Raw genomic sequence first — 19,474 nt, 5'->3', positions numbered from 1 at the left:
ACACCACGCGGAAACCATCTGTTTGCCTGAATCTATCACTATCAGTGAAATTTGTTGTCTGGACTAGTGTGTTGACAATGATCTCTTCAAAAGCAGACCGGAAGCAACCAGAAAAACAGCAGCTGACGGTCCCGCTATTGATGGGGCTTGCATTGCTGTCGGCTTCCGCACCATTTTCCACCGACATGTACCTGCCAGCTTTACCGGGAATCGTCGATGATCTAGCGACTACCCAACCCATGGTCCAGTTAACTCTGTCTGGATTTCTGGCTGGTTTGGCCTTTGGGCAGCTGATCATCGGCCCGATCTCAGATGCGATGGGGCGGCGCCGGCTGATGTTCGCTGGCGCTACCGTGGCATTAATTGCTTCGATTGCGGCCGCCATAGCGCCCAACGTAGGAATCCTGATTCTAGCCAGGCTTATCCAAGGCCTGGGATCCGGAGCCTGCATTGTGCTGGCTCGCGCGGTGGTACCGGATCTTGCCCGTGGTGCGGCAGCGGCAAAAGCATTTGCTTTGCTGATGACTATCCAGGGGCTTGCTCCCGTGCTTGCTCCTATGGTCGGTGGTCTCCTCGTGGGGCCACTGGGCTGGCGGGGCCTATTTTGGGTGCTCGCGGCCATTGCATTTGTTCAGTTTCTGGTGGTGGCTTTTGTCATTGATGAGTCCCGTCCTCCAGAGGAACGTAGCCCGGCCAATGTCCGTGACATTGTGGGAAACTACGCTTTCGTGCTTGCTAACCCTGGTTACCGCGGGTACTTGGTGGCTTTTGCCTTGGCTTTTACCGCGATGTTTAGCTATATCTCGGCGTCCCCGTTCCTTTTCCAGCAGGATCTAGGCTTCTCAGTCCAGGGGTTTTCCTTTGTTTTTGCCCTCAATGGAGCGGGAATAGTCTGCGGCAGCTTCCTCAATTCCCGTCTAATCGGCAGAGTCAGCACTCACCGCCTCCTTATCTGCGCGCTCTCGGCGATTCTCGGTAGTTCAATCTTGTTGCTGCTGGTGATGGCTTTCTACCCGGTTACCTGGTTGATCATGGTTTTGCTGTTTATCGCGGTAGCTCAGATCGGCATCATCATGGGCAATGCCACCGCCTTGGGTACCGGCCTGGTGCGTGAACGTGCTGGTGCCGCTTCTGCGCTCATGGGTTTCACTCAGTTCGGCCTCGCCGGGCTGATCAGCCCATTGATGGGTGCAGGCGAGAACGTGGGCTTGGCCATGGCATTGAGCATGTCGGTATGTTCACTGCTGGCATTGATCGGTGCAATCTATGCCGGCCGCTACGGTACTACTGCAGCGCCGAAGTCAGTTTCATAACATTGTCGATGTAGCGGCGGAAGTAGCTGCGCTTATTCCATTCCTCGAGCGTGAGCTGCCGAGAGACTTGCAGGTAGTTCTCGGTGAGCTCGTTGAGCTGATCGGTTAGGTTTCCGTGGGTAAAAAGCATCGTTGACTCATAGTTGAGCCCGAAGCTGCGCATATCCATGTTTGAGGAACCAACGGCTCCCACTGCCTCGATATCGCAGGCCGGGTCGGCGAGCATGAACTTTGAGTGCAGTACGTAGGGTTCTGGGAACATGTGGATTCTTACTCCAGCCTCTAAGAGGACCTGGTAATAAGAGGACTGGGCGTGGTTGACCATGAACTGGTCCGAGCGTTCGGAGACCAGCAAATCTACGGTCACTCCGCGATAGCAAGCGCTGGTCACAGCCTGCAACAGGGATTCATCAGGGATGAAATAGGGCGAGCAAAGGACTAGCCGGTGGCGGGCCTTGGAGATAATCGAGTTAAACATCCGTAGGTTTGGCTCGGTGTTATAACCGGGACCAGAAGGAACAAGCTGGACCACATTGGCAGTTGGGTCTTCTTCTAATCCGGGCATATCGCTATCATCCTCGGGGGGCGAAATGCCGAGCAGCTGTCCTGATTCGGTATACCAATCCACGGCGAATACGAAGGACATCGAGGCCACAACTGGGCCTTCTACCTCGATCATGACATCGACCCATTGGCGGCCAATCTTGAGGTTTTTACTGACCAGGTAGCTACGGTCAATCATGTTGACGGAGCCGATGAAACCCACGCGGTCGTCGATAATCAACAGCTTGCGGTGATTGCGTAGATCGGGACGTCGGAAACGTCCTTGCCAGGGCTTCAGCGGCAGCATTAGCTGCCAATCGACTCCGATCTCGGTTAGTCGCTGGCCTAGCTTGCGGTATTCCGGATATTTGTGCGAACCAATTTGGTCGAAGAGATAGAGGACCGTTACCCCTCGTTGGACAGCTCTTTCGAGGGCGCGGAAAAATACCTCGGTGGTCTTATCCCAGGAAGTAATGTAAATCTCGACGTAGACGTGGTCCTTCGCAGCATCGACTGCGGCGGCCATCCGGGCAATAGTCAGCTCATAGTCGGAGTGCACACCCATGTTGTGTCCCACCACGGCGGGGATCTTGGTCAGCTGACGATTGAGGTAAATCATGGACGCAGTTTCGTGCGACAACTCGACATAGGTGGGGTGATCCGGGACATGGGTTTGCACGTCTTGGATCATCACGTTGGCTTCTTGCTGAATTCGGTGTCGACGCTGGTTGATATAGGGCGAACCCATGAGCAAAAACAGCGGCAAGCCGACGAAGGGCAGCAAGAGAATTGCCAGCAGCCAACCGGTCGAAGAGCTGGGTCGACGCCCCTCTGGAACCACGCCAATAGCGATGATCTTGATGGTGTAATCGATGATGAGGCCAATGAGCTGCCAGGTGCTGAGCGAGGCTAGGAAAGTGATCATGTTCAGCGAACCTCATCGAAGTCGCGAGCGCTGGCCCGGGGGAGGTAATCCACGATTACCGGTGCGTGATCGGAGGCGCCTTTGCCGGCGCGTTCCTCGATATCAACGAAGCCGCTGCGTGCTTCGGCTGCCAATGTCGGGGTAGCAAGCTGGAAATCAATCCGCATGCCTTCACCTTTGTGGAATCGTCCGGCTTTGTAATCCCAATAGGTGAATTTTTCTTGGGCGAGACCGCGAGTGACCTCGGTTAATCCTGCCTCTTCCAATCCTTCGAAGGCTAGGCGTTCTGGTTCTGTGACATGAGTGCTGCCGTAGAAAGCCGCGATATCCCACACGTCTTCATCTAGTGGGGCGACGTTGAAGTCGCCTAGATAGACCGCTCGGTGATCGGGCTGAGCAACCAATGAATCTGCGACATGAAAACCCAAGGCGTAGAGCCACCGCAGTTTGTAGTCATAGTGCGGGTCAGCGATTTCTCTGCCGTTGGGCACGTAGAGACTCCAGATTCGAATCCCGCCACAAGTGGCTCCGATCGCTCGGGCTTCAATTGCTTGTGGCTGATCAGGATCTTTATGGAAGCCAGGTTGTCCGGGGAAATGCGTTTCGACGTCCGAGATTCCCACTCGGGAGATGATCGCGACACCATTCCATTGGTTTAGGCCAACGTGTGCGACCTCGTAGCCAGCATCAAAGAAGCGCTGGTAGGGGAATTGCTTATCTGTGCACTTAGTTTCTTGAACCGCCAGGATATCGACATCGTGGCGATCAAGGAATTCCACGACACGGTCTGCGCGCGAACGCACGGAGTTGACGTTCCAATTGGCGATGCGCATGAGTTACAGACTAGCGGGGGTTTCGCAGGGTTGCGCCCAATGGGGTGAGTTCGCCGATCTGAGTTGATTAAACAGGGTCTACGTCAAAAGCCCAGAGGATTCCGAAGGGATCCTTGAGTTGGCCATAGTGCGAACCCCACGGAGCAAGTTCGAAGGGCATGGCAATCTCTGCGCCGGTAGCAGTGAACTTCTCCATAATCGCTTCCGCCCCGGTGACGGTCTCCGGGCTGATCAGAAACGAATAGACCTCGCTGTGCAACGCTGGCAACTCATCTCCCAGAGCGTCGCTGCCGGAGAGCTGAAGGCTGCCAGCGTTGAGCTGGCCGTGCGCAAGGGCAGATGCAGGTGGGGAGAAGGGGAGCTGCGCGGCTGCTTCTGCCGGCAAATCTCCGTAGGTCATCAGCTCAAGCTGGCCGCCGAATATCGATTGATAGTAGGTCATGGCTTCGCGGCCATTGCCGGGGAAGGAAATATATGGAGAAAAGCGGAAAGCCATGAGAGCCCCTTGAGCAGTTGAGAGCATTTGCAAGCAAAACTACCAGAGGGGTTGTTCGTTCGCTGTCTATCTAGGGGTTTGGCTGCGCGTATCGATGACGGTGATGCTCAAAGAATCCGAGTTTGGAATAGAGCGCACGTCCAGCCGCATTGGAAGAAATTACCTGCAAGTAGGCGGATTGAGCTCCTTGGGAAGCGCCCCAGTGAAGCATCTCGGCACCTAGTCGGGTACCCAAGCCTTGCCGGCGCCACTCGGGGCTTACCTCGACTGCGGAGTAACCCAGCCGGAGAATGTCGTCTCCAGAGGTGGTCAAGGTGCCACGGGTGATAGCAACGGTTGCGCCCTTCTCGGTGAGTAAGCGGCCAAATCCCATCTCCCCATCGATCTGACTACGAAGCAGCTCCAACGCTTGCACCGGTAATTGGTGTCCACGGAAGTGGTAGAGCTCTAGCCATTCTGCATCCGGTTGCTGGTTGATCTCAAAGCGCAGAGCAGTTCCCAAGTCGATCGCAGGTAAATCCGTCAATTCCCTGGTCATTACGGTGATCTCTGGGCCTAGTGTCCAGTTGTTGCTGGTAGCTAACTTCTCGGCTGGGGCTCCGATTCGCTCTGGAATGAGAATGCGAACTGGCAGATTATGTCGAGCATAGAAAGCCGAGATTTCAGCCAGGGGGACGGGATTGAATCCTGCCGAGGCACCCAGCGGAGCCGCTGAGTTAGATCTTTCCGTGATTCCATCGCCAGCGCGCATGAGCCATTGGCCATCGGTGGTCCAGGTATGTTCGATGCCTGGGAATGCCTTGGCGGTGGATGTTTCGACGGCCCGAATATCGGAGTTGCGGATCCGGCGAGGAGAGAGCTTTTTGGTGATTTTGACCTGCTCGGCCGGAATCTCCACGGAGTCAGCTGTAGAAGGTAGCCCGCCGACCTGCTGGGGGCGCACTACCAGCGGGTCGGTAGACAAGACATGCCCGATGACATCGCTTAAGTGTCCCGGGGTCTCGGGTAGTAGCCGCCGGACGACAATCCGGTCGCCGGGTTCGACGGCGTCGGAACGAAAGATACTCATCAGTGGCCGAAGGGGTCTTCATCTACCCCCGGCTGCCAGGTCAAGCCAGCCTGGTTCCACCGGTGGGCCTTGATCGCCTTCTTCGCGGCTCGCCGGTAGCGGCCGATGAGGACGTCGGTGTAAACGAAGCCGTCGAGGTGTCCGACCTCGTGTTGGAGACAACGCGCGAAGAAACCATAGCCCTCAATCGAGATCTCTTCGCCGTTTTCATCAAACCCCGTGACCCGTGCCCAATCGGCGCGTGGGGTGGGGAAGCCTTCACCAGGTACCGATAGGCAGCCCTCATCGTCGGTTCCATCGTCGGCGGGCATAGTCACTGGGATCTCGGAAGTCTCTAGCACCGGGTTAATGACGCAGCCACGACGCATGCCGCCGTCCGGCTTCTTAGTCCCTTCGGGGCCTTCGACATCGGGGCAGTGGTAGACAAAGAGCCGCTGACCCACGCCAACCTGGTTGGCGGCTAGTCCGACGCCATTGGCAATTTCCATGGTCTCGTACATGTCGGCGATCAGCGTCTGCAGCTCCGCGTTGCCAAGGATGTCTCCGGAAATAGGCTCGGTGGGATTGTGTAGGACGGGATCGCCATGGATCACGATGGGGCGAATGCTCATGTTCTACAGTTTAGGCATGCCCGATCTGAGCGAATCCGATGCCCGTCTCCTCGATTTCGAGGAGCGTTCCCCACGCTCGGCCGGAATTAAGGAAGAAGCCATTCGTGCTCGGCTGGGAATGAGTCCAGTTCGCTATTATCAGCGACTCAACGTGCTTATCGACGTCCCGGCGGCCATGGCCGCCCATCCTTCCCTGACCGCGCGACTCCGACGTATCCGAGATAGGCGCGCCGAAGAGCGCGCTGGCACAAAAGAAAGCTAGAGTGACTATTGTGACCAATGTGAATAAGGATGACCAGAACTCTACTGATTCTTCCGGCCAGGCGGCCACCTCCGGAGCTGGCCTGCCATTACGCGGTCTAGCGATGATACTCATCGCGGTAGCCGTCCTGCTTGGCTTATGGGGTCTTTACGCCATGACCAGGGAGGATTCCGGTGATCTTACGGCCGCCGAAGAGACTGAGTCGACCTCCGTCGAAGAGTCCGATTCCGCTGCGCCGGCTCCCGAAGCAGATGCCGAAGCAGATGCCGAAGAAGCGACTTCCGCTGAAGCTCCCGCAAGCCCGACTGAGCAAGACGCTGATCCCGCAACTTCGGAATCAGCTGATACCCCGGCGGCGAATGCTCCCGCTGAGATCTCGACGGAACCTGCCCAGGTACATGTGCTGAATAATTCGACGGTCTCCAATCTGGCTGCCGATGTCGCAGGCACTCTAGATGCGCAAGGATATGATGTCGGAGAGGTCGGTAACCTTTCGGATCCCATCTTGTTGGAAAACACCGTCTTCTTTGAAGCTGGAAATGCTGATGCAGAAAATCGCGCGCGGGCATTGGCTGATCGCGTCGGTGGCGTCGCCCGAGAAATTGATGGCAGTGTTCCGTTTGAAAAAAACGGTGCCAATGATCTCACTCTGATTCTGGTCACCCAGGTAGCACTGTAAATATAAGGAGTACCTCCCATGCCGATTGAGCCCATCGAGTTTCACCGCTCCCCGAAACCGACGCTGGGCATCGAATGGGAAATCGCCCTCGTTGACCCGCAAACGCGCGATCTTGCACCCAAAGCGGTTGAATTGATCAAGCTGGTTGCGAACGCGCACCCCGAGGTTCATCTGGAAAAGGAGTTCCTCCAGAACACCGTTGAACTGGTCACCGGGATTCATGAAACTGTGCCAGGAGCGATCAATGAACTTGCTGCAGATCTCGCGTGTGTCAAAGAAGCTGCAGATGAATTAGGGCTGCGGCTATGGGGGTCTGGCTCGCATCCCTTCTCAGATTTCCGGACCAACCCAGTCTCCGCCAAGATGACCTACGCGGAGATTATTGAACGCACCCGTTACTGGGGGCAGCAGATGTTGATTTGGGGCATTCACGTCCACGTCGGCATCTCTCATGAAGAGCGGGTGTGGCCGATCATCAATGCGATGATGACCAAATTCCCGCAGCTACTAGCGCTGACGGCATCTTCCCCAGGCTGGGATGGCCTCGATACTGGCTATGCCTCCAACCGGACGATGCTCTATCAGCAGCTTCCCACCGCCGGATTGCCTTATCAGTTCCAGAACTGGGCAGAGTGGGAGTCGCATATGCATGACCAGGGGATTTCCGGAGTGATCAACCACACCGGGTCCATGCACTTTGATATCCGACCCGCAGCCAAGTGGGGGACCATCGAGATCCGAGTCGCCGATGCGACCTCGAATCTTCGGGAGCTCTCAGCAGTGGCCGCCTTGATCCACTGCCTAGTAGTCCATTTTGATCGGATGATTGATCACGGCCAAGAACTACCCATTTTGCAGCCCTGGCATGTCGCGGAGAACAAGTGGCGCGCTGCCCGCTACGGACTAGAAGCGCTCGTGATTACCTCTCGAAACACCGATGAGCGTTGGGTCACCGAGGAACTGACTGACCTGGTAGACGAGCTATCTCCACTGGCGGAAGAGCTAGGCTGCTTAGCTGAGCTCCAGTTGATCTGGGAGATCCTTGAGCGCGGCGGCGGATACCAGCGGCAGCGTCGCATCTACCTCCAGACCGGCGATTGGAAGCTAGCGATCGATGCCACCTGTCAAGAGATGGAAGATCTGAAGCCCCTTGACCACTAACCTTAAAAACCTGGTCCTTCTCCACCCAGCAGGCCGGATGCCGGACACCTTTACCGGTGTAGTGCGGACCTTGCCTCCCGAGATTAAGTCTTGGCTGCCGAATCTAGGGATTGGTTCCCTCTCTAGCCAGCAGCAGACGGCAGAGGAATTCCTCGACCGCAATGAGCTTCGCCGAGTGATCCTAGCCGGCCACGGCACTGGAGCTCAGATTGCCGCTGCGATTTCCTTGGCTCAGCCGAAACGAGTCTCTCACCTGGTCCTATCGCAGCCACAGCTGCGGGTGGATGAGAAAGAACTAGACACTCAGCTCAAGGCCATGAAACTGGTGCCTAAGTTTCTCCTTCGCCGTCGAGGCATAGACAAAGGCGAGCTGATGGCCAGCCTGGAAGCTACCCGTGGTCTTGATTTGGGAGAGTCTTTGGTAGAGGCTGGAATCCCTATTTTGATCTTGGCGGCACACGAAGACTCCGGAATCCAGGGATCTCGATTTGTGCCAGTACCGGAGTCAGCGACCCCTTGGTATGAGGCGCAACCAGAGCGCCTCGCTGCTGAGATCGTCTCCTTGATAAACAGCAGCTAGCTCAGCGACGACGCAGCGAACGATCCGCGGGAGCGTCGTTACGCGACATGGATTCCTTGGTTCCGTAGAGCCCCTCACGGCGGGAGACTCGGCTCAGGCGCTGCGCGGTAACCGGACTGGTCATCGCGGCAAAGATGACCAACAAGACCAATACTCCGAGGTCGCCGCGTTCGGCGATACCGAACTCTTCCGCACCCGTGACGCGTAAAATCGCACCGAGAATAGTCAGAATTAGGCCGGTGGTCTGCGGCTTGGTGATCGCATGGATGCGGGACATAGTATCGCCAAAGCGTGCCACTCCTACCGCTGCGGAGAATACTAAGAAAGCGCCGGTGAGGATCAAGATGAGCGAGGCGATATCCGCGAAGAGCATATAGGTCATCAGGAACCATCCCTCTTGCGGAAACGGGCAACAGACACCGAGGCAATAAAGCCCAGCAACGCGATCACGAGCATGGCATTGGCGACAGTAGTATCCAGCGACCAACAAATATAAGTGGCCAAGGCGCATTGGAGCATGGCGATAAAACCGTCCAAGCCGAGCATACGGTCCAATGAGTTCGGTCCCACCAGAATTCGCCAGGTCATGATGATAAAGGAGATAGAAATCATCACGGCCGCGACCATGAGGAAGGCGTTGTAAATGGAGTCGTCCATGGGTGGGTTCAGCTCCTCTCGAAGATGTGGATCATCCGACGCTCAAGATCCGCGATTAAATTGAGCTCATGGCGTAGTGCCTCATCGGAGCCGGCATTGAGCAAATGCACAGTCCAGGTGCGATTGGCGATGTCGATATCACTGACGGCGCCACCCGGTTGGAGATTGTAGAGCGCGGTGGCAAAAGACAACACCAGTTCGGAAGATACTCGCATCGGCACTTTCACAATTGCGGTGCGCGGTAAGGGGGCTGGGCGAAGCGACAACCAAGCCACTTTGAAAGAAGCCACCAACAGATCTCTATTCCAGATAACCAGGTAGCCAAATAGTGATAGCCAGCGAACCCCCTGCCCAGCGGTAGGCATGGCTGGCAGCGGAAGCGCCATCACTACGGCGATGCCGACTAACAAGCCGCCGATGAGATTAGCCCAGGTCAGCTCGCCCATGAGCAGACACCACATGATGGTGATCCAGACGACGAACCAGGGGTGGAAGCGGTGGGAGAATCCGGAGAGCATTAGTTTTCCTCCTCCTCAACAGCGGGCACGGGCTCTGGAAGCGGGGTTGCCCGGTTTTCCAAGTTGTCAGAACCGTCGTCTAGACGCTCTTGATCAAGAGTTCGGGAGGGGTTTTCATAATTGCTACCCAACACCGCTGATCGATAGATGCTGACATCCTGGGCGGATTCTGCTGCTCGGCCAGTGACTGAAGCCAATGGTCCAGCTGCAACCGTTACCGCCAGAGAAGCAGCGATCAAGGTAGCAGTGGAGGCGACCATCCCGAAGGGAATCTTGCCCACATCTTCTCGGTCTCCGAACTCCACCTCATCGGTGATGTCGACCAAAGGTGCAGGTCGAGCGTTGGCGAGGTTGCCTTCGGGAGCGTCTTTGCGATCGCGCAGGAAGCCTTTGGACCAGACCAAGATCATCACGTAGAGGGTGAGCAAGGAGGTAATCACAGCACCTCCGATGAGGACCCAGGCCTGCCAACTGCCATCATTGGCGCCAGCTTCGAGCAGAATGATCTTGCCCAAGAATCCGGAGAACGGTGGGATTCCGCCGAGATTTAACGCTGGGATGAGATAGAGCACCGCGATTACCGGCGCGGTATAGGCAAGAGATCCCAACCTGCGCAGCGAAGATGTGCCGGCTTGGCGCTCAATGAGGCCAACGACCAAAAATAGTGCGGTCTGGACCAAAATATGGTGCACGGCATAAAAGATTGCTCCAGATAGCCCGAGTGCGGAGCCAAGGGCAATGCCGAAAATCATGTAACCAATGTGGCTGACCAGGGTAAATGACAAAAGTCGCTTGATGTCGTTCTGTGCCATGGCGCCCAAAATGCCGACAATCATCGTGGCTAGTGCCACCCACATGAGCATTCCATCGAGGGCGCCGTCGGTAAAGACCACCGAACGCATCCGGATGATGGAGTACACACCGACCTTGGTGAGCAGACCAGCGAACACCGCCGTCACCAGGGAAGGAGCAGTGGGATAGGAGTCAGGCAGCCAGGCATCCAAGGGGAATACGGCAGCCTTGATGCCGAAAGCCACCAGCAAGACGCCGAAGATAGCAGTTCGGATGCCGGAGGGAATTTCCTCCATCCGCAGACCGATTTGGGCCAGGTTGATTGTTCCCACGGCGGCGTAGACCATGCCGATGCCGAAGAGGAAGACCATGGAAGAGACCATGGAGACCATCACGTAGCTGACTCCCGCGCGCACTCGGGAAGGAGAAGCGCCCAGTGTCAGCAGTACATAGGAAGCGACAAGGAATACTTCGAATCCGACGTAGAGATTAAACAAGTCTCCAGCTAAGAAAGACATGTTCACGCCCATGGTCAGCAGCAGGTAGGCGGGCAGGAACACCGCAACCGGTTCGTCCTTGCTGCCGTCACGCACACCCTGGCTAATCGCGTACCACATGACACAAAACAGCACGACTGCTGAGACTGCGAGCATGAGTGTGGAGAGTCGATCGGCGACCAAGGTGATGCCCACCGGAGCGTCCCACCCACCGATTTGCACGGTCTGGATTCCCTCAAAGTCGGTGACAATGAGCATGGAGGTTGCCAGAATGATCAGCGCTAATAGCGTGAACAGTGCAATGATGCGCTGAATATGGGGATGTCGTACCGCTAGCAAAGCCAAAGCCGCGGCCACAGCCGGCAGGATCACCGGCAACGGAATCAAGTACGGCATAAAGGGCAAGAGCGCATTAACGAAGGGAACGACGAAGGACTCAACCATTGTCTTCTCCCTTCACGGGTGCCTCGAAAGAACTCGGTCCGAAACTATCGCCATCTCGGGTGAGGCGTCCAGTTGCCGGGTCATCGGAGGCATCGTGGTCTGGAGCTGCGCTCGCGGTAGCTGGACGCGCTGCAATAGCGGCGTCTTCCGCATCGTCTTCGATAACATCCGCCGTACGGTAGCGGTACTGGCGATAAGCCAACGTGAGGATAAAGGCCGTCATCGCCATCGAGATGACGATCGCCGTCAGAATCATTGCCTGCGCTAGCGGATCAGCGATGCGGTCTCCATAGACCTCACTATCGCGGCCCATGATCGGCGGAGACCCAGCCTGGCCGCCAGCCTGCAAGATCAGCAGGTTGGCGCCGTTGCCGATGAGCATGAGCCCCAGCATCATCTTGGTCATTGCTCGGTCGAGCACCAAGTACACACCAGCGGAGATAAGCGTCCCAGCTGCTAGGAGAAGGAATAGGTTGGCAACCATCTAGTCCTCCTTTCCGTTGGTGTTTGTGCTTGTCGACGCCGCCGCAGTGGCTGCCCGTTGGCGTCGCTCTGCCGAGCGTGCCATTGACCTGGCCCGATCGCGGGCGCGCTGCTTGCGCATCTGTTCCTCCAAATCGAGCTGCCCACCCAAGGAGTTGAGGATGTGCATGATCAAACCAACGACAATGAGATAGACCCCGGTGTCGAAAATTAGCGCCGATGGCAACGACATGTTTCCGATCAACGGCAGGTCCACTGATTCATAAGCTGAGGTCAGCGGCGGCCAGCCTAGGAACATCGGCCAAATGACTGCAATGGCAGCGATGATCAAACCGGAGCCAAGGATACGACCGGCGTCGATGGGGAGAGCTTCTTCGAGTTCGGTTCGGCCACCGGCCAAATAACGAAGGGTGAAAGCTAGTGCGGCGACGAGTCCGCCAGCGAAGCCACCACCAGGCGCATTGTGTCCGGCGAAGAAGAAATAGATCGAGAGTGCGATCATCGAGGGGAACAGGATGCGGGTTGCTACGTCCACGAGCAGCGAGCGGTTCTGCTGCTTTTCGTCTTCATTTCCGGCAGCTAGCCACCGGCGCCCAGTGACAGCAAGCGTCGGCCGGCGGGAAGGCCGAGTAAACGAACGGGTGCGGTAGATCAGGGAAGCCACACCAGTGGCCGCGACCACCAGCACGGAAATCTCACCGAAGGTATCCCAGGCGCGGATGTCCACCAACAAGACGTTGACGGCATTGGCTCCGTGGCCAATCTCTTTTGCCAAATCTGGGATATAAGTCGCGATGGATTCCTGGGTGCGAGAGTTAATCGCAAACATCGCCACCATGGTTACTGACAGCCCCACGGCAACTGAGAGCCAGGCCCGTAGTCGATCAGCCTGGGGTGATTGCTTCCATTCTGTGGAAGTGGGTAGTTTGCGCAGCACCAGCATGAAAATGACCATGACGATGGTCTCCACCAATGTCTGGGTCAGTGCGAGGTCAGGGGCGCCCTGCAACGCGAAGATCGCGGCGATGCTGTAACCGGTGACACCGACCAAGATGACCCCGGAGAGGCGGTTATTCATTTGGGTGGCGGCGATGGCCGAGACGATGATGATCATCGCAGCTAGTGCCTGCCAGGGAGAATCCCATAGCTTCATGCGGACATCTGGAAGATCGCCGATGATCAGCGAGGAGACCGGCAATAAGATGAGTACGCCAAAGATGATCGCCAGGTTGGCAGAAAGCGAGCCGCGCTGGGTGGAAGCAGTCAACCGTAGCGAGAGTTTACGCAGGGTATCGAGCACCCAGTCATAGGCGTGGTCGGCGCTACCAAGGGCCGGGGTATCAAACTGAGCCTTAGCCACCACATCACGCTGCCAATGCAGGATGAGTCCACCGACGATGATGATGCCTGAGAGCAGCAGCGGCCAGGTCAATCCATGCCAGAGCGCGAGATAAGTAGCCTTCTCGCCATCGGCCAGCGGGAAGATATTGTCCAGGTGGAGAGTGATCGCAGCTGATAGTGGTGCGGGGTAGAGACCGAATACGACAGTGCAGATGGTCAGCACCAAGGGTGCCAGGTAGAGCTGCGGGCCGATGTGGTGCATCTTCTCCACCGCTATGGATACTCCGCCACCGCTGGGGTGTGATGGCTTTTTAGTAGCAAAGGCGCCGTGGAGAAAATGCAGAGAATAAGCCATGGTCAGGATCGATCCTAGGACCATTCCCACGATCATCAAGTTGCCCGGCATACCCACGACGAGCTGTTCGTATAAGACCACCTCGAGGACGGATTCTTTGGCCACGAAACCAAACAATGGTGGTATGCCAGCCATTGACGCCGCAGAGATCACCGCCAGGGTGGTGATTAGTGGTTGTTTGCGGCCTAGACCGGAGAGCTCCCGAATATCACGGGTGCCGGATGTGTGGTCGATCGCGCCGACGACCATGAATAAGGTGGCCTTGAACAACGCATGGGCGAAGGTCAAAGCCAGTCCAGCTAGCATTGCTTCCCTCGAACCAATGCCCACGGTGGCAGTGATAAAGCCCAGCTGGGAGACGGTGCCATAGGCGAGGATGAGCTTGAGATCCTTTTGCCGCAGGGCAACCCAGCCAGCCATGAGCATGGTAAATAGTCCTAGCGGAATGACCACTAGGTGCCAGGTGGCCACCACCTGGAAATCTGGAGCCAAGCGGGCAATGAGATAGATGCCAGCCTTGACCATCGCCGCCGAGTGCAGATACGCCGACACTGGGGTGGGAGCCGCCATCGCTCCTGGTAGCCAGAAGTGTGCGGGTGCAATAGCTGATTTAGTCAGCGCTCCAGCGAGAATGAGCACGATGGCCATGGTCATATGGGGAGTGCTGGCGAATTCGCTATAAGTGGAGATATCCGAAATCCGCCAGATCCCAGTGAGACGACCGAGCAAGATAATGCCTACGAGCATGGCCAGCCCGCCGAGAGTAGTCACCATCAGAGCTTGGGCGGCTGCGCGTCTGGAGGAAGCACGTTCACCGTAGTAGGCCACCAAGAGGAACGACAAGACTGAAGTGATCTCCCAGAAGACGTACATCAATAGGAAGTTATTCGAGGTCACCAGACCAAACATCGCCATGGCGAAGGCGACCATTTGGGCGCCGAACATGGATAATCGATGCGGGTTGGAATCGAAGTATCCCCAGCAATAAAACAGCACTAGGGCACCGACGCCGAGGATGATCAGACTGAATAACCCGGCCAGTGCATCGAGCCGGAAGTCTAAGTTCAGGTGAGCTTCTGGCATCCACGCAATATTGACGGCGATCTCACCGCCGTCAACGAAGGTCCCGTTAGTAAATAGAGTCAGAATCCAGAAAAACCCGGCCGCTGGCACCAGTGCCAGGAGGCCGAATGCTGGTCGGCCCATGGCCCGGATAAGAAAGGGCGCCGTGATTGACGCGATTGTGAGGGCTCCGAGAAGTAATAGCACGTCTGCGTATTTCCCCTTCGCGCGTAGGCGGACAGGACGGGAACAGGTCGATTCCTCGTCGACTGCATCACCATCGTGTGTGCATCCCTGCAGCTAGAGGGTAATACCTCAGCCCGCAGCCTCGTCTGATGACGGTCAGCTGAGTGCTACCGGGAAGCACCCACGATCGCGCCGGAGCCAAAGACTTGCACGACCATTGGTCTCATAGTCTACCTGTCGACTGTTATATATGAGGCCATCACGGTCGAGTTACTCTCGGATCCGATGTCGGGGACTATCCGTAGATGCGCTGTGCGCCGGAAGCTAGCGCGGCAGCAGTAGAGCTGGCAGGAGTTCCACCAAAGCCCATGGCCCATGCGGTGCGGTGCTCATTGTTCTGATGGGAGACCTTGATGAAGGTGACAGTGGCCTCGAAGATGTCGAACTGGTGAAAGTCCAAGATTTCGACGTGGCGGCCGGCATCAGCCAGCAGATGGGTGCAGGCAGAGGTTGGTCCCATGGCGGTGATCTGGCAAGTTTCAACCTGCGGTGCCTGAGTCTTGGACGTATGGGTCAGCTCAGCGGTGAAGTGCTGGCGGCCACCCCGGAGAAAGTCAGTCTCGAGATTGGTGATCCGAATGTCGGCGAGGGAAGAGTAGGTGGCACTAAATAGTGCCCAGCTCATTCCAGCGGCCTCTTCGCGCAGCCCACGGGGCAGGCGATAGGTAGATCCGAAGCGATTGCTGAAGGGGTCCCGAGTCAAGGTCTTGGGAGCGGTGGAGGTGGTGGAAGCGGTGGGGAAAGTGGTGTGGTTGAACATGTTTACGGTCCTCGGTGTCTTCGAGTGGAAGGTGTTGGAGTGGACCGACTCTTCAGTGGCGGATGGTGTAACGACTACTTCCCCAGGTGCGGGGAGTCAGTCCCTATGCCGCACTGGGGTTGGTAGCCTTGGCTACTCGCTGAAGAGTAATGATGTAGATCACACGCACAGTTTAAGCATGCGCACCGCACAAACGCAAGTAGTTGCTGGAATTTCCTTAATTCAGGCCGTAGGCCAGCAAGAATGCCGCTTCGGCAGTGCCGATGCCGATGATCTCATTGGGGTCTACGGACTCGTCGGGGGAGTGAATGGTGCACTTTGGCTCTTCAACTCCATAGAGGGCGATTTCGGCCGTCGGGAAGCTCTCTTGGAGGGCCAAGGTGAGCGGGATGGATCCGCCGGAGCCGGTCTCTGCAGCGTGGGTGGCACCGAAAGCTGCCGCCAAGTTCTCACGCAGCAACGTCAATGCGGGGCCGGTGACGTCGGTGGAGAAGGGCTGATTTTTGTCTAAGACCTCAATGTCGACGTGCGCGCCCCACGGGGTGTGGGCATTGAGGTGAGCAATGAGCTTTTCAATGACATCGTCGGCGTCATAGCCGGGTGCCACGCGCAGGTTGAGCTTAGCCTGGGCGGTGGCTGGAACTGCGTTGACGGCCTTTTCTACCGGGGTGGAACTAAAGCCGGTGATGCTGATTGCCGGGCGTGCCCAGACTAGATCGCTGGGGTGATCATCCTCGGCGCCCATGATTGACAGTCCCTCGAGTAGCCCAGCGTCGGCGCGGAAATCTTCGGCGGTATAAGGCTCGCCTTCCCAGCGTGCGGAGGCATCGACGCCGTCGATGCTCGTGCGGCCGTGCTCGTCGCGGAGGGAATCAAGCAGGCGCACCAAAGCTGCGACCGCATCCGGGGCGGCACCGCCGAATTGCCCGGAGTGTACCGGGGCCTGCAGGGTGTCCACGGTGACAACAAGCTGCGCGCCGCCACGAAGCGAGGTGGTCAAGGTTGGCTTGCCCACGGCTGCGTTGCCTGAGTCAGCGATCAAGATCGCATCAGCGCGGAACAGCTCGGGCTGATCCTTGAGAAGTTGATCCAGGCCTTCGCCACCTTGTTCTTCGGAGCCTTCGACGAGGACGACTAGGCCCAGGTCGGTGCCGCCGGCATCGGCAACGGCGCGTAGTGCGGCCAAGTGCATGGCGACATTGCCCTTGCAGTCGGCTGCTCCTCGGCCGTACCAGCGGCCCTCGCGCTCAGTGAGAGTGAAGGGATCATTGGTCCACTTGGTCGCCTCACCGGCGGGGACAATATCGAAGTGAGAGTAGAGGAGAACGGTGGGCATGCCTTCGGCCGCTTCCTTGCGTCCGATGACTGCGGTTGAGCCATCGCTCGTTAGGTAGGTAGAGACGTCAAGCTTGGCCTCGATGAGTGATTGGCGTACCCATTCGGCTGCCGCTGCGTATTCTTCCTCGCGGCCAGGCTTGGCATGTACGGAGTCGAAGGCGACCAGGGCTGAGAGGTCAGCGAAGATCTGTTCGCGCTGGGACTCGATGTGGGTTCTGAGGGCGTCGATAGGTGTGCTGTTGATCATGGGAACTTACGTTACCGCCGGTGGCAAGATCATGTCTTGCACTCGACGGTCTCGACTGCTAGAACGGACCTAGCACTCGAATACTTTGAGTGCCAGAAAACGATGACTCCAGCAGCTGAGGTTGGTTCACACTCACCGACCATGCCGTCGCGGGCGCCTGTTGGAGTGCAGACGTGAGTGTCGTCCTATAAACAACGAGGAGCACAACCACATGGCAAAGATCATCGCCTTCGACGAAGAAGCACGCCGCGGTCTCGAGAAGGGACTGAATACTCTGGCTGACGCCGTCAAGGTCACCCTCGGCCCCAAGGGTCGCAACGTCGTTTTGGAGCGCGGCTGGGGTTCCCCGGTCATCACCAACGACGGTGTCTCCATTGCTCGTGAGATCGAGCTCGAAGAGCCCTACGAGAAGATCGGTGCTGAGCTGGTCAAGGAGGTCGCCAAGAAGACTGACGACGTCGCTGGCGACGGCACCACCACCGCTACCGTTCTGGCACAGGCACTCGTTCGTGAGGGCCTGCGCAACGTTGCTGCTGGCAGCAACCCGATGGGCATTAAGCGCGGCATCGAGCAGGCCACCGCTAAGGTGACCGAGGCTCTGCTGACTGCTGCCAAGGAGGTCGAGACCGAGGAAGAGATCGCCGCTACCGCGGGTATCTCCGCCGCCGATCCGGCTATTGGCGCACAGATTGCCAAGGCTATGTACGCCGTCGGCAACGGTGAGGTCAACAAGGACTCCGTTATCACCGTTGAAGAGTCCAACACCTTCGGTGTTGAGCTCGAGGTCACCGAGGGTATGCGCTTCGATAAGGGCTACATCTCCGGTTACTTCGCTACCGACATGGAGCGCGGCGAAGCTGTGCTCGAGGATGCTTATGTCCTCTTGGTTTCTTCCAAGATCGGCAACATCAAGGACCTGCTCCCGCTGCTGGAGAAGGTCATGCAGTCCGGCAAGCCGCTGCTGATCCTCGCCGAGGACATTGAGGGCGAAGCCCTCTCCACCCTGGTGGTTAACAAGATCCGCGGCACCTTCAAGTCTGTTGCCGTTAAGGCTCCGGGCTTCGGCGATCGCCGTAAGGCTCAGTTGCAGGACATCGCTATCCTCACCGGTGGCCAGGTCATCGCCGAGGAGGTTGGCCTCTCCCTGGAGACCGCCGACCTGCCCCTGCTGGGCACCGCTCGCAAGGTTGTAGTCACCAAGGACGACACCACCATCGTTCAGGGTGCCGGCTCTGCTGAGCAGATCGCAGGTCGCGTCAAGCAGATTCGCGCTGAGATCGACAACTCCGATTCGGACTACGACCGTGAGAAGCTGCAGGAGCGCCTGGCCAAGCTGGCCGGCGGCGTTGCAGTGCTCAAGGTTGGTGCCGCTACCGAGGTCGAGCTCAAGGAGCGCAAGCACCGCATCGAAGACGCTGTGCGTAACGCCAAGGCTGCTGTTGACGAGGGTATCGTCGCCGGCGGCGGCGTGGCACTGCTGCAGGCCTCTCACGTCTTGGTCGATGACCTTGGCCTGACCGGCGATGAGGCTACCGGAGTCAAGATCGTTCGTGAGGCTCTGTCCTCCCCGCTCAAGCAGATCGCCCTCAACGCTGGCCTCGAGGCTGGCGTCGTGGCCGATAAGGTCTCCGGCCTGCCCGCGGGCCAGGGTCTCAACGCCGCCACTGGCGAGTACGTTGACCTCATGGCTGCTGGCATCAATGACCCGGTTAAGGTCACCCGCTCTGCTCTGCAGAACGCAGCTTCCATTGCGGCGCTGTTCCTGACCACCGAGGCCGTTGTGGCTAACAAGCCGGAGCCGGCTGGCGCTGGCGCCGGTATGCCCGAGGCTGACCCGATGGGCGGCATGGGCGGCATGGGCTTCTAAGAGACACTCTCTCGATAGCTCTTCGCTCGGCCGATTATGGTCGCTAGAAAAGACCGTCCAGTTTCCTGTTTTTCACATAGGAAACTGGACGGTCTTTGTTGTCTCCTGGGGCAGGAAATGGCAAATTCTAGCAAGTTCAAAGATGTGTCATAGAACACATTTTTGAAGCAATTCAGGATAGATGGCCCTGGGCAAATTATTGAATATCGGTACCGTGATAGCTATGGAATGTTGATCTAAATATTACGCTTTTTGCAGGTCAGGCAAGATAGTTCGGAATCATTTTGGGAAAGATTCTGTCTCGATCGGATAACGATCTGAAAATGCATGAGTCTTCTCTTATTTAAATTCTCCTCTTGACCTGTGTAGAAAATATGACAAAATAAATCCCGCGA

The 19,474-nt window shown here is 57.3% G+C and carries 19 protein-coding genes; 6 read left to right on the top strand and 13 right to left on the bottom strand.

Features of this window, described 5'->3' with window-relative positions; genetic code table 11:
- Positions 1–77: 77 nt before the first annotated feature.
- Positions 78–1,313, top strand: a complete 1,236-nt coding sequence (locus tag C5L39_RS00625) for a multidrug effflux MFS transporter (RefSeq protein WP_123046958.1) — start codon at positions 78–80, stop codon at positions 1,311–1,313.
- On the opposite strand, the gene cls is transcribed toward C5L39_RS00625, so the two are convergent.
- The 5 genes from cls to C5L39_RS00600 all read right to left on the bottom strand — a co-directional run bounded on the left by cls (position 1,285) and on the right by C5L39_RS00600 (position 5,790).
- A complete protein-coding gene (gene cls / locus C5L39_RS00620) occupies positions 1,285–2,778 on the bottom strand; it encodes a cardiolipin synthase (protein WP_197714696.1) in 1,494 nt (497 codons plus the stop codon). The genes C5L39_RS00625 and cls overlap by 29 nt on opposite strands.
- Before the next feature lie 5 nt (positions 2,779–2,783).
- Positions 2,784–3,614: an exodeoxyribonuclease III gene (locus C5L39_RS00615; RefSeq protein ID WP_123046956.1), complete on the bottom strand. Its 831-nt coding sequence runs from the start codon at positions 3,612–3,614 to the stop codon at positions 2,784–2,786.
- Positions 3,615–3,681: 67 nt separating this feature from the next.
- The gene (locus C5L39_RS00610) at positions 3,682–4,110 is read right to left on the bottom strand and encodes a VOC family protein (protein WP_123047104.1); all 429 of its coding nucleotides are present in this window, start codon (positions 4,108–4,110) and stop codon (positions 3,682–3,684) included.
- Positions 4,111–4,180: 70 nt separating this feature from the next.
- Positions 4,181–5,182, bottom strand: a complete 1,002-nt coding sequence (locus tag C5L39_RS00605) for an N-acetylglutamate synthase, CG3035 family (RefSeq protein ID WP_123046955.1) — start codon at positions 5,180–5,182, stop codon at positions 4,181–4,183.
- On the bottom strand, positions 5,179–5,790 hold the full coding sequence (locus C5L39_RS00600; RefSeq protein WP_123046954.1) for a peptide deformylase: 612 nt from the start codon (positions 5,788–5,790) through the stop codon (positions 5,179–5,181). The genes C5L39_RS00605 and C5L39_RS00600 overlap by 4 nt, the downstream gene beginning before the upstream one ends.
- Here C5L39_RS00600 and C5L39_RS00595 point away from each other — a divergent pair.
- From C5L39_RS00595 to C5L39_RS00580, 4 genes are read left to right on the top strand one after another with little or no spacing between them, the layout of a single operon-like run.
- Complete coding sequence (locus C5L39_RS00595; RefSeq protein WP_123047103.1) at positions 5,789–6,052, top strand: DUF3263 domain-containing protein; 264 nt, start codon at positions 5,789–5,791, stop codon at positions 6,050–6,052. The two genes, C5L39_RS00600 and C5L39_RS00595, sit on opposite strands and share 2 nt — an antisense overlap.
- 10 nt (positions 6,053–6,062) lie before the next feature.
- Entirely contained in the window at positions 6,063–6,731 is a 669-nt protein-coding gene (locus tag C5L39_RS00590) for a LytR C-terminal domain-containing protein (protein WP_126268712.1), read from the top strand.
- A gap of 18 nt (positions 6,732–6,749) precedes the next feature.
- On the top strand, positions 6,750–7,892 hold the full coding sequence (locus tag C5L39_RS00585) for a glutamate--cysteine ligase (RefSeq protein WP_123046952.1): 1,143 nt from the start codon (positions 6,750–6,752) through the stop codon (positions 7,890–7,892).
- A complete protein-coding gene (locus C5L39_RS00580) occupies positions 7,882–8,472 on the top strand; it encodes an alpha/beta fold hydrolase (protein WP_123046951.1) in 591 nt (196 codons plus the stop codon). Before C5L39_RS00585 ends, C5L39_RS00580 begins: the two co-directional genes overlap by 11 nt.
- Position 8,473: 1 nt before the next feature.
- Here C5L39_RS00580 and C5L39_RS00575 read toward each other — a convergent pair whose 3' ends face one another.
- The 8 genes from C5L39_RS00575 to C5L39_RS00540 form a co-directional block, all read right to left on the bottom strand.
- Positions 8,474–8,854, bottom strand: a complete 381-nt coding sequence (locus C5L39_RS00575) for a monovalent cation/H(+) antiporter subunit G (protein WP_123046950.1) — start codon at positions 8,852–8,854, stop codon at positions 8,474–8,476.
- The gene (locus tag C5L39_RS00570) at positions 8,854–9,129 is read right to left on the bottom strand and encodes a monovalent cation/H+ antiporter complex subunit F (RefSeq protein ID WP_123046949.1); all 276 of its coding nucleotides are present in this window, start codon (positions 9,127–9,129) and stop codon (positions 8,854–8,856) included. Before C5L39_RS00570 ends, C5L39_RS00575 begins: the two co-directional genes overlap by 1 nt.
- An 8-nt stretch (positions 9,130–9,137) precedes the next feature.
- Positions 9,138–9,647: a Na+/H+ antiporter subunit E gene (locus C5L39_RS00565; RefSeq protein ID WP_123046948.1), complete on the bottom strand. Its 510-nt coding sequence runs from the start codon at positions 9,645–9,647 to the stop codon at positions 9,138–9,140.
- The gene (locus tag C5L39_RS00560) at positions 9,647–11,380 is read right to left on the bottom strand and encodes a Na+/H+ antiporter subunit D (RefSeq protein ID WP_123046947.1); all 1,734 of its coding nucleotides are present in this window, start codon (positions 11,378–11,380) and stop codon (positions 9,647–9,649) included. The genes C5L39_RS00565 and C5L39_RS00560 overlap by 1 nt, the downstream gene beginning before the upstream one ends.
- Complete coding sequence (locus tag C5L39_RS00555) at positions 11,373–11,864, bottom strand: Na(+)/H(+) antiporter subunit C (RefSeq protein ID WP_123046946.1); 492 nt, start codon at positions 11,862–11,864, stop codon at positions 11,373–11,375. Before C5L39_RS00555 ends, C5L39_RS00560 begins: the two co-directional genes overlap by 8 nt.
- Positions 11,865–14,828: a Na+/H+ antiporter subunit A gene (locus C5L39_RS00550; RefSeq protein ID WP_123046945.1), complete on the bottom strand. Its 2,964-nt coding sequence runs from the start codon at positions 14,826–14,828 to the stop codon at positions 11,865–11,867.
- A gap of 274 nt (positions 14,829–15,102) precedes the next feature.
- A complete protein-coding gene (locus C5L39_RS00545; RefSeq protein ID WP_123046944.1) occupies positions 15,103–15,627 on the bottom strand; it encodes an acetyl-CoA acetyltransferase in 525 nt (174 codons plus the stop codon).
- Between the two features lie 217 nt (positions 15,628–15,844).
- Complete coding sequence (locus C5L39_RS00540) at positions 15,845–17,212, bottom strand: dipeptidase (protein ID WP_123046943.1); 1,368 nt, start codon at positions 17,210–17,212, stop codon at positions 15,845–15,847.
- A gap of 211 nt (positions 17,213–17,423) precedes the next feature.
- On the opposite strand from C5L39_RS00540, the gene groL reads away from it, so the two are divergent.
- On the top strand, positions 17,424–19,079 hold the full coding sequence (groL, locus tag C5L39_RS00535) for a chaperonin GroEL (RefSeq protein ID WP_123046942.1): 1,656 nt from the start codon (positions 17,424–17,426) through the stop codon (positions 19,077–19,079).
- Positions 19,080–19,474: the final 395 nt, after the last annotated feature.

Origin of the sequence: Corynebacterium alimapuense (assembly GCF_003716585.1) — a bacterium.
GTDB classification, from domain to species: domain Bacteria; phylum Actinomycetota; class Actinomycetes; order Mycobacteriales; family Mycobacteriaceae; genus Corynebacterium; species Corynebacterium alimapuense.
Note: the sequence above shows the minus strand (reverse complement) of the source record. Positions and strands in the feature narration are given on the sequence as shown.

Excerpts from the sequence above, each read along its gene's own strand:
- C5L39_RS00610 (WP_123047104.1), bottom strand. The coding sequence starts at position 4,110 with ATGGCTTTCCGCTTTTCTCCATATATTTCCTTCCCCGGCAATGGCCGC.
- C5L39_RS00595 (WP_123047103.1), top strand. The coding sequence starts at position 5,789 with ATGTTCTACAGTTTAGGCATGCCCGATCTGAGCGAATCCGATGCCCGT.
- C5L39_RS00600 (WP_123046954.1), bottom strand. The coding sequence starts at position 5,790 with ATGAGCATTCGCCCCATCGTGATCCATGGCGATCCCGTCCTACACAAT.
- C5L39_RS00560 (WP_123046947.1), bottom strand. The coding sequence starts at position 11,380 with ATGGTTGAGTCCTTCGTCGTTCCCTTCGTTAATGCGCTCTTGCCCTTT.
- C5L39_RS00625 (WP_123046958.1), top strand. The coding sequence starts at position 78 with ATGATCTCTTCAAAAGCAGACCGGAAGCAACCAGAAAAACAGCAGCTG.
- C5L39_RS00570 (WP_123046949.1), bottom strand. The coding sequence starts at position 9,129 with ATGGACGACTCCATTTACAACGCCTTCCTCATGGTCGCGGCCGTGATG.
- C5L39_RS00540 (WP_123046943.1), bottom strand. The coding sequence starts at position 17,212 with ATGATCAACAGCACACCTATCGACGCCCTCAGAACCCACATCGAGTCC.
- C5L39_RS00615 (WP_123046956.1), bottom strand. The coding sequence starts at position 3,614 with ATGCGCATCGCCAATTGGAACGTCAACTCCGTGCGTTCGCGCGCAGAC.
- C5L39_RS00585 (WP_123046952.1), top strand. The coding sequence starts at position 6,750 with ATGCCGATTGAGCCCATCGAGTTTCACCGCTCCCCGAAACCGACGCTG.
- C5L39_RS00565 (WP_123046948.1), bottom strand. The coding sequence starts at position 9,647 with ATGCTCTCCGGATTCTCCCACCGCTTCCACCCCTGGTTCGTCGTCTGG.
- groL (WP_123046942.1), top strand. The coding sequence starts at position 17,424 with ATGGCAAAGATCATCGCCTTCGACGAAGAAGCACGCCGCGGTCTCGAG.
- C5L39_RS00555 (WP_123046946.1), bottom strand. The coding sequence starts at position 11,864 with ATGGTTGCCAACCTATTCCTTCTCCTAGCAGCTGGGACGCTTATCTCC.
- C5L39_RS00545 (WP_123046944.1), bottom strand. The coding sequence starts at position 15,627 with ATGTTCAACCACACCACTTTCCCCACCGCTTCCACCACCTCCACCGCT.
- C5L39_RS00575 (WP_123046950.1), bottom strand. The coding sequence starts at position 8,854 with ATGACCTATATGCTCTTCGCGGATATCGCCTCGCTCATCTTGATCCTC.